Below are 10,998 nucleotides of genomic sequence, written 5' to 3'. Positions count from 1 at the left end.
TAGCTCGGATTGTTGCTTGGCTGAAGGCAGAACCATTACCGAAACTTCGGGTGTCACGGTTTGCGGCCTTGGCTCCTGCATGAAACAGATGTAGCACATTCGCCAACAGCAACCATTGCTATACAAAGGCGACATACGGACACAAAATGTCAGATGGGCTGAAAAGCCTTATTTGCATTGCGTTTCAAAGCATCGCTCGAAGAGAGTCTCAGTAGCGGCACATCGGCGGCGCGGGGCTGTTAGGCCATCGGCACGCTACTGTCAGTCGCTGCTGAAAGACCCTGCAGCGGCTGGCGGTAAAACTGCACCTTCAGACCGTCTTTGGGATGGGGCGTGGGCACCGTCACCAGCGTCAGATCCTGAGGCAACAAACTCCAGTCATACCCCTGCAAGAGTTTAGCCGCAAAGAGCTTCAGTTCCAGACGCGCAAATTCCTTCCCCAGGCACTCTCGGACGCCGCCGCCAAACGGCACATGACTAAACGGCTTGACCTTATCCTCCGCCCGTTCCGGGCTAAAGCGCCCTGGGTCAAACTGCTCCGGTGCCAGAAAAAGCTCGCTGTCCTGGTGAGTCAAATTGATCTCATAGAGCACGCTCCAACCCTGGGGCAGCAGGAACCCGCCAAACTCACATGACTGCAAGACCTGCCGAAAACCGCCGCCTACCGGCGCAATGCACCGCAGTACCTCCTTCAAGACCTGCTCCAGGTAAGTCATCTGCTTCAACGTTTCCAGCGAGAGCGGTACGCCTCTAAATTGGGACTGTTCCGCTCTCGCCCTGTCCTTGACCGCTGGATGCTGCGCCAGGAGCAAGCAGAAAGAGGCGAGCGCCGAAGTCAGCGTTTCGTGTCCAGCAAACAGCAGCAGTAACACTTGATCCTTGAGTTCTTCCAACCCCAACGGTTGACCGTCCTCATCGCGCGCCCGCAGCAGCACCCCCAAGGCATCGCTGCCCTGACTGCCCGCCTGTTGCCGCTCCCGGATCAGCGTCTCTAGGCCCTTGAGCAATTGCTCACGGCAACGGTAAGCCTTGCCAAAGCGCGTCCAAGGTAAGCGCAACGGCAGACTGAACAGCCCCTCACACCAGGTTGCAAACCAGTGCCCTAACTCTGTTTGAGCAGCGTTATCCAGACCAATCAGCAGCTTACCGGCAATGTCAAACGTATAGTTTCGGAGCTCCGGGTACCAGGTCAACGTTTCCAGCGCGACCCAGCGCTCCAGGTACTGCTCACTGATCGCCGCCAGCACGGGGACATAACCGGTCAAAGCACGGGGCTGAAAGGCTTGTGCCAGCAGCTTGCGCCGCTGTAGATGCAGCGCACCTGTTTGCAGTGCCAGCGACAGCGGACCCAAGAGTCGCTTCACGCTAGGCGGCCAACTGACGACGAAATACTGGTTTTCGTGAGACAGGACGAAGTCATTCGCCGCCGCACCCTTCAGAAAGACAGTTGGGTTGCCCAGTAGCTGCGTCTTAAAGATCGGACCGTACTGCCGATGGCGCTTCTTGGCAAAGTCAGGATCACGGAGGAAGGCAAGGGTTTCGCCCAAGAGGGGTAGACCCAGTTGACCAGGGGGAGTAGTGAGGGAAGACATCAGTGGCTATCCAGTGCCGCGGTAGTAATGGGCTATGTCGGTTCGATCTTCGCAGGCTTCAGACCGATTTGCTAGGGGGGTAGAGAGACAACCGCGCCCAAAGTGGTAAGCGAAGCTGAACCGCTCTCACTTGCTTGCGGTTGAGCGCTGGGCTAAGTGCGCCCGCTTACTCTGGTGCCTCACTAAACGGCAGCGAAAGCTGGTTGCGCCATTCCAGCTGTTGTCGTTTCTGCGCTATTTCCACCTGGCGTCTGGCTTTGACCTGGTGCAACACCTGTTTGATATAGGCAATCCCCTCCGCCTGAGTCATATTTCTCGCCCTTGCGTGGCTCAGACCCCCTAAGGGAAGGCTATTACACCCACTCACCTCTGTCTCCACACATTCCGAAGTTCCAGAACTCCCATCAGGCAGGGTATTACACCCACTTTCACCCAATAAGTTTGTGTGACTGTTGGAGCCGGATGCCGCCCACGAGCAATCTGGCTCCACATCACTTTGAAGCGCGACCATTGTTGCGCTTTGTAAATGACGGGGATGCCAGAGATCGCGGTGCCGATAGAGCGTCGCACCACTCAATTGATGAGGCATCTCGGCGCAGGCTGGTTAGAGCGCCCCAGCCGCGAACGGGAGGAGAAGCCTCAGGCACTAATCAAAGCCCTTGACCTTAAACCAACTGATGTTGTCGCTGATATTGGTGCAGGCACTGGCTACTTCAGCTTCCGCATCAGTTCGCTGGTGCCTCAGGGAAAAGTGCTGGCAGTGGATGTGCAGCCAGAAATGTTGGCGATTATCGAAGCGCTTAAACAGGAAAAAAAGGTCGGCAATGTGGAGACGGTGCTGGGGAGCATCACGAATCCAAATTTGAAAGATGAATTGATCGACCTGGCGCTAATGGTGGACGCCTATCACGAATTTGACCACCCAAGAGAAATGATGCAGGCGATCGTCCAGGCACTTAAACCAGATGGGCGTGTTGTCCTTGTCGAATATCGCGGCGAGAATCCCTTGATACCGATCAAGCCTCTGCACAAAATGACTCAGCGGCAGGTTCGCAGCGAAATGGCAGCCGTTGGCTTGACCTGGCTAGAAACAAAGGAAACCTTGCCTCAACAGCACATTCTCTTTTTTGGCAAGCAGGCTTAACCAGCAGAGGGAAAGGTTGTCCACAAGAAAACGCCGACCGTCACGATCGCCAAAACCCCCTGGATCAAATTGCCAACCAGTGAGCCAACCACGATGCCGAGTGCGGCTTTGGCTGCCAACTTCAGATCGCGACGATAAATATATTCACCCACGATCGCGCCCAGAATCGGTCCAATCAGAATGCCCAGGATAGGACCCCCAATGGGCAAGGCAGGCAGCAGCCCCAGAATGCCGACAACAAGACCAACGACAGCACCAATCTGACCCCACTTGCTGGCACCTGCTTTCTGTGCGCCGTAGTACGTTGCCAGAAAATCAACACCAATGCCCACCAGCAGAAACACGATCGCGATCGCCAGTGATGGACCAACGCTACTAAAACCGTTCACCAATCCCCAAACAAAAATGGCGATCGCAATTAAGCTAATGCCAGGAATCGCAGGCACAACGGCACCAATAATGCCAACGACCATGAGCGCAACGAGTAGCCAGTAAAGAGCAAGCATTTTAGAAGGTGGGGCGTAGGAAAGGAAGAGCTTTAAGTTACTTTAGCCTTTAGCCTTTAGCCTTCTCAACCTCTAGAGACTGAAGCAGTGTATTTTCTAACTTGTCTGCGATTGCCCCAATCCATTTTTCATCCTGGCGGGTGTAGCTACGCGGAGCATTTGCGCCCAGGATCATGGCACCGTGCTGACCAAGGGGTTGGCAGATTACGCCCTGAGTGTTTTCGGGTAAGTAATCAAACTCAATGCGTCCCGGATAGACTTTAAGCGCTACTAAATAAACGGGTGTTTGCTTTTCTAGCACTCGCTGCAAGATGGGACCAGGAGTAACGTCCCGCTTGGCTGACAGAATGCCGCGTCGCAACAAAATTTTGCCGTCGTACCAGATGGTGAGCGATCGCGTTACTGTGTTTGTCAGTAGCAGGTGTGATGCCCAAGCAAGCTCAGTTTTGAGTGCATCTGGTAACGCTGGATCAAGTTCAAAGCCTTCTTCACCAATCAGATCGACGCGATCGGGCGTGCGGGGTTGCGCCTGTTGCCAAAGCAAACCCGTTAGAATCAGGACGGCACTCACAATCACTCCTAACGCATCCGAGCGTGATTGAGAGTTGGTTAGATCAGTGGTCAGCAGTCGATTTGCCAATAACAGGCAGCCTGCTAACCCGCCAACCACAAGTGGTAGCAAGCGTAAAGACTGGTTTTGGTCGGATTTAGTCATTCCGTTATGGTAAAAGCCTTTATATTCATTCTATTTAGAACGAGCGCTGCCAGTGTGAAAGGATTTATGCATAGTCAACCTAGCTACTCGAGCAGCTTTTAGAACGATGGCTTGCTGCCCAGCCCAACTATGTGAAGGCTGAGAGCTAACCTAGAATACCGTTTAGCAATCGCATCGCATTACTCTATTCATACCGTATAGTCTTTGGCATAGTTGGAGACACAGAAATTGCTGGAATTATTTAGCTCTGGGCTTATATTGGTTTGGCTGAACATGGCAGGGCTTACTCGTCCTACTACCGTGGGTAGCCCTCCGGGAGCAAGTACCTTTGCCTGGCAAGATACACCCTGGATTGTGCAGCCAGGAGAACCTAATGCCGTAACGCAGACAACGCTCCGGCAATATCTGGCGACGCTTAACCGCAAAGGTTTACCTGAGGCAACCCAAGGCGTTTGGCTCCAGACTGGCTCTCAGTTTCTTGCCAGTAATCAGGGTACAACGCCTCTTCCCGCGGCTTCGCTAACCAAAGTTGCCACCTCTCTAGCAGCGTTGCAGACCTGGGGACCAGACCATCAATTCGAAACGCTGATTAGCGCGACGGGTCCGATCGAAAATGGGGTTTTACAAGGGGATTTGGTCGTACAGGGTAGTGGCGATCCGTTGCTTGTTTGGGAAGAGGCGATCGCGCTTGGCAATGCATTGCAGCAGCTCGGTCTCACGAAAGTGGCAGGCAATTTAGTGCTAACAGGCGACTTTGCCATGAACTTTGAAACCCAACCACAAAAAGCAGGAGCGCTCTTTAAGCAAGCACTGAATGCAAAAGATTGGTCTGATGAGGTCGCTGCTCAACATCAACAATTGCCACCTGGAACACCACGTCCACAAATTGCGATCGCTGGCACTGTTCAGGTCATTACCTACGGTACTGATTTTCTTCCTAAACAGCTTTTGCTGGTGCGGCACCGTTCGCTGCCTTTGACCGACATTCTCAAGCTGATGAATATCTACAGCAACAATGTGATTGCAGATTCTCTCGCTCATTCAATAGGCGGAGCAGCGCTTATTGCCCAGCAAGCCGCGATCGCAGCAGGCATACCGCAAAACGAAATTCGGTTGAAAAATGGTTCTGGTTTAGGCACCGAAAATCAAATCTCGCCCAGAGCTGTTTGCGCGATGTTTGTTGCAATCCAGCGCTATTTACAGTTTCGTAGCCTAACGATCGCAGATCTATTTCCGGTTGCGGGTACTGATTATGGCACGATCGATTACCGTAGCCTTCCACTAGCAGCAGTTGTCAAAACAGGTACGCTAAATGATGTTAGTGCGCTGGCTGGTGTCGTGCCGACGCGCGATCGTGGACTTGTCTGGTTTACCATCATCAATCGTGGCACCGACCTTGAGGATTTACGCCAGCAGCAGGACAATCTCCTGCAAGCATTAGTTAATCGCTGGGGAGCAGTTACCACTCGACCAGTAGCGCTGTCCTCTAGCCACACCGAAGGCGTGGCAAAACGTTTAGGTGCAGTCGATCGCAATGAGATCATACGATCAACGATTCCAGTCAGTATTGACTCACGCCACTAGCCGTATGGAGGTGCAAACGCCTAAATTAAAAGACCGCCTGGATGCAGTCCAAGCGGTCTCTTGCTGTTGGTTTACTTTAACGAGCGAAGGATCAGAGATGAGAGCACATCCTTACCTTCAGCTCCAACCGCTTCACTTCAGTTGCTACAACAGTTGGAGAGAACGTTAGGACAGTCGTAAACCTTGAAATTTCCTTTAAGCAGGAGCTTCTACTTATCCCTCATCCTTTTGCTGTAGATGCCTCTACCAAAGAGCGCGTACACCCTCACCCGGAGCTTCGGACTGTGGACTGCTCTGGCGGTTATTCAACTCTGAGTCGTTGTTACGACGTGGTGTGCTTTGCTGAGACTCAACTTGGCTACCGCTTCGTGGTGTTGTCTGCGTACGTTGCTGACTTGAACCATTAGTTGGTTGCGCTGGTTGATCTGCATCGATACCCGTTGTCGTACCAGATTGATTGTCTGGCTGATTATTGCTACGGGGTGTTGCGTTAGTGCGAGGGTAGACTCCTTGCCCTGGTTGCTGCTGCATCGAACCATTCATAGGTTGCATCTGCTGCATGGCTGGATCTCCTGGCTGACCATCGCTGCGGGGTGATGCACTGGCTGGCTGGGTTTCTTGCCGTTGCTGCATTGTCGAACCACCCGTGGGTCGTACCTGCTGTACTGCTTCACCACCTACAGTTGCGCCAGGTTGGTTCGCTGGCTGGTTGGTGCTACGGGGAGATACGGTCGTGTTCGATCGCTGCTGAGTTTCCTGCCGTTGCTGCATCATTGAACCGCCAGTGGGTCGTACTTGCTGCACTGCTTCACCACCTGTGGTTGCACCAGGTTGGTTTGCTGGTCGGTTTTGGTTGGCTGGTCGGTTAACGCTGCGGGGAGATATGTTGGTATTCGATCGCTGCTGAGTTCTTTGCCGTTGCTGCGTCATCGAACCGCCAGTGGGTCGTACTTGTTGCACTGCCTCACCACCTGTGGTTGCACCAGGTTGGTTGACTGGCTGGTTGGTGCTACGAGGGGCTACATTCGTGCGCTGTTGGGTTTCTTGCCCTTGTCTTTCAAGGCGGTCACTAGCATCTGAACCTGGAACTGGATTCGTACCACTGCTTGGTACCCGGTTTAGATCTTCTCCACCATTAGTGGTGCCAGCATCTCTACCTGCTGGATTGGTTGGAGTAGCAGTCGAAGGCACATCAGGATTGCTGTTGTTAGGAGACTGTTGTGAAAGTGCAGGAAGACTAATTAAAGCGCTGAGTCCAGCCGCACCCAAAAAACCAGCCGCTTTGATAAGTAAAGTCCTAGAGTTGTTTCTGTCCATTGATATCTCCTTTGAGCCTCAGTTGAGACGAATCGTTTTGCAATCGTTCAACAGCTAGCCGTACCTTTCCCAAATTGTTAACCTCAGCCTGAGTCATGCTTCAATGGGAGTCTCAGTTAGCTACGACTGACTCCAGGTAAAATTCGATTAGCTGTTGTTGACTAGCTAAAGGTTAGAAATTTTACCCTAGTTAGTTCTCCGTCTACGGGATCAGTCTCTACTCTGTCAAGCGAGGGAAAGGAAATAGCTCAAGCAAAGGGTCAGCGATACAAAGATGAGCGCGCCTGATCCCCTTATCGCTTCTTAAAGAGGCTGAGATGATTCACTTGAAGCTCCAGGCAGCGATCGCTACACAGCCCCAGCCAACTAGAAACGCTACACCGCCCAGAGGTGTGATGGCACCTAGCCATTTAATGTCCGTAAGGCTAAGGGCATAAAGGCTACCAGAAAAGATGGCAATGCCAGTAATAAACGCGTAGCCTGCAATGCTCAAAGTTGGTGCGATCGTTTCGGCTCGACTTAGCAGTATTGCCACCAAAAATAGTGCTAATGCGTGATACATCTGGTAGCGAGCAGCAGTCTCAAAGATTTCCAGCGCACGTTCTGTCAATCGTTCCTTCAAGGCGTGAGAGGCAAAGGCTCCCGCTGCAACGGCTAAACCTGCAAGAATGGCGGCAGCGGTTAGAAAAAGACGGGTTAACAGCATCTCAAACCTCGGCAAGTAGCTAAAAATCAAGAGTGCGCGGCTTTTTAACGTTCAGTGACGGTGAAGCCAAAGTCTCATCATTGCGAAACCGATCGCTTGCCCCACTTAATTTTCGATCACCATTACCGTAGCGCCGATCGCCTCTAGTTGTTTTTTGCACTGCTGGGCGATCGTTCCACTTACACCTGTGACAAGGGGCATTGGTGCGGCTTCCACTAGGTCTTTTGCTTCCTTGAGTCCCAGCCCAGTCAGTTCTCGTACCAGCTTGATAGCAGCAATTTTGTGAACGCCAGGTACAGCTTCTAAAATGACATCAAAGTTACCCTGAGCTGCTATTGACTGTCCAACGACCAACTGCTGTTGTTGAAGCAGGCTTGCTCTCGGTTGCACCTTACTGCCACTATTCGGAAGGCTAACGCTACCCAGGTTGAAGCGGTAAGACATATTGCCTTCCTCATCCACATCAAAATTGGCGGTAAATTCTTCGGCGCGTTCATCTAAATAGGCTTTTGCCATCGCACCAGTAAGCCCTGTTTCCATCGCAAAGCCGAGGGCAGTGATGCGCCCGTCACCTTGCTTGAGTAGCTTGAAGAAGGTGGACTGAAGGCGATCGTGCTCTTGTTGCTCACTTCTGCGTCGCCCGCCAAAAACTAACCAGCCACCCAATGCGCTGGGGGGAATGCCAAAGAAACAGAGTGCGGCAACGGCACCCTCTCTATCTTTATCTGTAACTCTGGGATTCGCTATATCGGTTACAGCCCAGAGGACGATCGGCACGCCAATGCCCAACAACACACCCGCCGCTATTTTTGTGATTAGCCTCATAAACCCGGCACACTTCCCAACGATGCCGCAATCTTAGCCTTTGGAAAGACTAAAGACTAAAGGATAAATGCTGAAGGATAAAAAAATTAGCCTTTAGCCTTCATTTTTCATCCTTTTGCCCTCATCCCTTCTCCCGCGTCACTTCCAACAAACGCGAAAAGTAGAAGCTCGTTTTGGTCATAGCGTTGCGTTGTACCGTCCAGCCCTGGCTTTCCAGAATTTTTACGACTGCGGCTTCGCGGTGCAGGTAGGCGCGAGTAGCTTTGCTGGGACCCGGAAAGAAATCGCCAATTTTTTTAAGCAAGCTGTAAGCAAGAGTTTTGGGCGCAAAGCTAAGAATAAGCCGCGATTCTGCCAGAGAACTGAGATGACTAATCATTGCTGCCGCTTTGTCTTGCGGATAATGGATCAGCACATCCAGACAAATGACGGTGTGATAGCGACCGCTCAGAGTTTCCAAGTCCTGCACTGCAAAGGTGGGGTTAGTCGATTGTCCTAGCGTGGCTTGCGATCGCTCTTTCGCTTCGCCCACCATTTTTTCAGAAATATCGCTAGCGAAAACCGTTGCGCCTGCTTCTGCCAGCGGAATGCTGAGACTGCCGACACCACAACCCGCATCACAAACGGACAGTTGCGCTAGATTGCCATCTGCCTGTAGCCAGCTCAGCACTGTATCGACTGTTTGCTGATGCCCTGTGCGGATGTCAAGCTGCACTTTGTTAACTTCGCCATCCCCATAGATTCTGCGCCAGCGATCGAACCCAGTGGCATTGAAATACTCGCGAACAACGGTCTTATCGTCAACAGCAGTCATAAATTCGGCTTACATGATTTTGCTCACAGCTTCATCCTATTACTGTGTGGGTTTTAGTGGAAGGGTGAAAGGGAGGAGGGGGAAGAGTGAAGGGGTAAAGAAGTGGAAGGGTGAAGGACAGGTATGGTTTTAACTTAGAGATTTCTAGCACACACGATACCCGTAGGGGCAAGTTTGATACCAACGTGATCGGCTATCAGCAAAGCTTCTGGCAAAACCTGCCCCTTACAAGCGGTACATTCTTTCTCAGAAATCTCATCGATCGCAGTGATTCACCAGTGTTTCTGCTAATTGCAGTGCCTCGATCGATGTCGTGATCTTGGCTTCGGCTCTGGCTAGTTGAATGGCTGCTAGCAGCTTGCCAATACGAGGTCCAGCAGGCAAGTTCAAAGCCGTCATCAAATCCTGACCTGAGAGCAAAGGCATGGGATGAGCGACTGGATCACCGGGCGTAAGAAAGCGGTTTACCAGGGGTGTGATCGCGGCTACAGGTGTGCCGATCGCGATCGCCAAGAGCGCAATCGCGGGAAAGGTTGCCCCTGCAAGTTGAAAAAACTCGTATTGCTCCCGCAGGGAAAGATCTAACTGGGCAAGCGGTTGCAGGTTCCAATCAGCCTTACCATCCTCGGTCTGATTACTCTCGGACTGACCAGGAGCACACAACAACGGTAAGCACTTCAAGATCGTGCAAACCGCTTGCATATCGGTACGGCTATACTTCAGCCGCCGCAGTTGCGCTTCTGCTTGAGCAAGATTGGCTGGCAGCAAACTGGTTAGCTTCGCGGTGGTGAGCCAGGTACGAGTTGAACCCGATACGGCTGGTAATAGTGCTGTCGAGTCTCCGCTGCCAGCTTCGCCCTTAGATGCTTGCTGCTTTTTAGCACCCGGACGCATACGGCTGAACAATTCCCAAGCAAAGTCAGGCAAGGTTTCTTGCAACAGTGCTGCTGCCTGATCGATCGCTCCCACCAGCGCTAAACTCTGAGCCGTCGCCGCCGGGAACCAATCAGCCAACAGAGCATCCTGCCACGCCATTGTGAGCCATGTTGCCCCTCTCGTCGAACTGAGAAGGTAGTTTAGCTCTGACTGCACTCGTTCTGCCGCGATGCGTTGCAGCAGCGTTGCTAGATCACGAATCACCATCCGTGTTTCAGCCTCGACCGTAAAGCCAAGCTGCGCTGCCTGTCGATACGCTCGCAGTAGACGTAACGGATCATCCCGCAGGTTTTCGGGCGAGATCATGCGAAGCTGGTGCTTTTGCAGATCGGCATACCCCTGAAGCGGGTCGAGAAGTTGGTCAGTATGGGGATTGTAGGCGATCGCATTGACCGTAAAATCCCGTCGTTCCAAGTCGGCTTCCAGCGTTGGACCAACTTGCTGTGCAAAGTCTGCCGTACCCTGCTCAAACACCACACGGGCAATCTGACGCTCGGCATCCAGCAGCACAAAACCTGCTTTGTAGTGACGAGCGATCGCCCGTGCCGTTTCGACTGCGCCAATCGGCAGCACAAAATCGAGGTCTAAATACTCGCTTTCTCGCTCCAACAGCGCATCTCGCACCGTACCGCCCACCAAACACGCCGAGTGTGGCAACCACTCCAGGCTAAAGGGCCAGGTTTTAGGAGAAAGCGCAGAAGACACTGCTGGAACACGTAATTGATACTCTAAATCTAAACGCTGATTCAATCCGGTCTAATCCAACGATCGCTGACAATACAAACTGGCTGAACATCTAGCAGCCAAACGGCTTCATTCCCTAGCCGTCTCACCCCAGCCTAACGCTGCCGGAAGCTCC

10 protein-coding genes and 1 pseudogene are annotated in these 10,998 nt (G+C 52.5%); 2 read left to right on the top strand and 9 right to left on the bottom strand.

What is annotated here, in order from left to right; all coding sequences use genetic code 11:
* Window positions 1–239: 239 nt before the first annotated feature.
* Together H6F76_RS14780 and H6F76_RS14775 are read right to left on the bottom strand one after the other, a co-directional pair.
* Window positions 240–1,592 carry a cytochrome P450 gene (locus tag H6F76_RS14780; RefSeq protein WP_190509289.1) on the bottom strand — a complete coding sequence of 451 codons (1,353 nt, stop codon included), beginning with the start codon at window positions 1,590–1,592 and terminating at the stop codon, window positions 240–242.
* A 166-nt stretch (window positions 1,593–1,758) separates the two neighbouring features.
* Window positions 1,759–2,181, bottom strand: a complete 423-nt coding sequence (locus H6F76_RS14775) for a hypothetical protein (protein WP_190509314.1) — start codon at window positions 2,179–2,181, stop codon at window positions 1,759–1,761.
* Between H6F76_RS14775 and H6F76_RS14770 the strand changes: the two are divergent.
* Window positions 2,167–2,736, top strand: a pseudogene (locus H6F76_RS14770) (class I SAM-dependent methyltransferase); the annotation flags it as partial. The gene H6F76_RS14775 and the pseudogene H6F76_RS14770 overlap by 15 nt on opposite strands.
* On the opposite strand, the gene H6F76_RS14765 reads toward H6F76_RS14770, so the two are convergent.
* Complete coding sequence (locus tag H6F76_RS14765) at window positions 2,733–3,242, bottom strand: DUF456 family protein (protein WP_190509284.1); 510 nt, start codon at window positions 3,240–3,242, stop codon at window positions 2,733–2,735. The pseudogene H6F76_RS14770 and the gene H6F76_RS14765 overlap by 4 nt on opposite strands.
* 49 nt (window positions 3,243–3,291) lie before the next feature.
* Window positions 3,292–3,957 (bottom strand): cofactor assembly of complex C subunit B, encoded by a 666-nt coding sequence (locus H6F76_RS14760; RefSeq protein ID WP_190509282.1) that lies wholly within the window; start codon window positions 3,955–3,957, stop codon window positions 3,292–3,294.
* Between the two features lie 273 nt (window positions 3,958–4,230).
* On the opposite strand from H6F76_RS14760, the gene H6F76_RS14755 reads away from it, so the two are divergent.
* On the top strand, window positions 4,231–5,541 hold the full coding sequence (locus H6F76_RS14755) for a D-alanyl-D-alanine carboxypeptidase (RefSeq protein WP_199322121.1): 1,311 nt from the start codon (window positions 4,231–4,233) through the stop codon (window positions 5,539–5,541).
* Between the two features lie 243 nt (window positions 5,542–5,784).
* Here the strand turns inward: H6F76_RS14755 and H6F76_RS14750 are convergent, their stop codons facing one another.
* The 5 genes from H6F76_RS14750 to H6F76_RS14730 form a co-directional block, all read right to left on the bottom strand.
* A complete protein-coding gene (locus H6F76_RS14750; RefSeq protein ID WP_190509278.1) occupies window positions 5,785–6,858 on the bottom strand; it encodes a hypothetical protein in 1,074 nt (357 codons plus the stop codon).
* A gap of 322 nt (window positions 6,859–7,180) precedes the next feature.
* Window positions 7,181–7,564 carry a DUF423 domain-containing protein gene (locus H6F76_RS14745; RefSeq protein ID WP_190509276.1) on the bottom strand — a complete coding sequence of 128 codons (384 nt, stop codon included), beginning with the start codon at window positions 7,562–7,564 and terminating at the stop codon, window positions 7,181–7,183.
* A gap of 105 nt (window positions 7,565–7,669) precedes the next feature.
* Complete coding sequence (locus H6F76_RS30540) at window positions 7,670–8,389, bottom strand: bL12 family ribosomal protein (RefSeq protein ID WP_242036669.1); 720 nt, start codon at window positions 8,387–8,389, stop codon at window positions 7,670–7,672.
* Window positions 8,390–8,510: 121 nt separating this feature from the next.
* Entirely contained in the window at window positions 8,511–9,203 is a 693-nt protein-coding gene (gene bchM / locus H6F76_RS14735; protein WP_190449292.1) for a magnesium protoporphyrin IX methyltransferase, read from the bottom strand.
* Window positions 9,204–9,458: 255 nt separating this feature from the next.
* Window positions 9,459–10,889, bottom strand: coding sequence for a CCA tRNA nucleotidyltransferase (locus H6F76_RS14730; RefSeq protein ID WP_242036668.1), 1,431 nt, complete (start codon window positions 10,887–10,889; stop codon window positions 9,459–9,461).
* Window positions 10,890–10,998 lie beyond the last annotated feature (109 nt).

Source organism: Leptolyngbya sp. FACHB-321 (assembly GCF_014695975.1).
Lineage (GTDB): Bacteria > Cyanobacteriota > Cyanobacteriia > Leptolyngbyales > Leptolyngbyaceae > Stenomitos.
The sequence above is the reverse complement of the archived record's forward strand: the minus strand, read 5'-3'. Positions and strand labels throughout refer to the sequence as shown.

What these genes read in the sequence shown, in the direction of transcription:
- H6F76_RS14745 (WP_190509276.1), bottom strand. Translation starts at nt 7,564, where the DNA reads ATGCTGTTAACCCGTCTTTTTCTAACCGCTGCCGCCATTCTTGCAGGT.
- H6F76_RS14750 (WP_190509278.1), bottom strand. Translation starts at nt 6,858, where the DNA reads ATGGACAGAAACAACTCTAGGACTTTACTTATCAAAGCGGCTGGTTTT.
- H6F76_RS14755 (WP_199322121.1), top strand. Translation starts at nt 4,231, where the DNA reads ATGGCAGGGCTTACTCGTCCTACTACCGTGGGTAGCCCTCCGGGAGCA.
- H6F76_RS30540 (WP_242036669.1), bottom strand. Translation starts at nt 8,389, where the DNA reads ATGAGGCTAATCACAAAAATAGCGGCGGGTGTGTTGTTGGGCATTGGC.
- H6F76_RS14765 (WP_190509284.1), bottom strand. Translation starts at nt 3,242, where the DNA reads ATGCTTGCTCTTTACTGGCTACTCGTTGCGCTCATGGTCGTTGGCATT.
- bchM (WP_190449292.1), bottom strand. Translation starts at nt 9,203, where the DNA reads ATGACTGCTGTTGACGATAAGACCGTTGTTCGCGAGTATTTCAATGCC.
- H6F76_RS14780 (WP_190509289.1), bottom strand. Translation starts at nt 1,592, where the DNA reads ATGTCTTCCCTCACTACTCCCCCTGGTCAACTGGGTCTACCCCTCTTG.
- H6F76_RS14760 (WP_190509282.1), bottom strand. Translation starts at nt 3,957, where the DNA reads ATGACTAAATCCGACCAAAACCAGTCTTTACGCTTGCTACCACTTGTG.
- H6F76_RS14775 (WP_190509314.1), bottom strand. Translation starts at nt 2,181, where the DNA reads ATGCCTCATCAATTGAGTGGTGCGACGCTCTATCGGCACCGCGATCTC.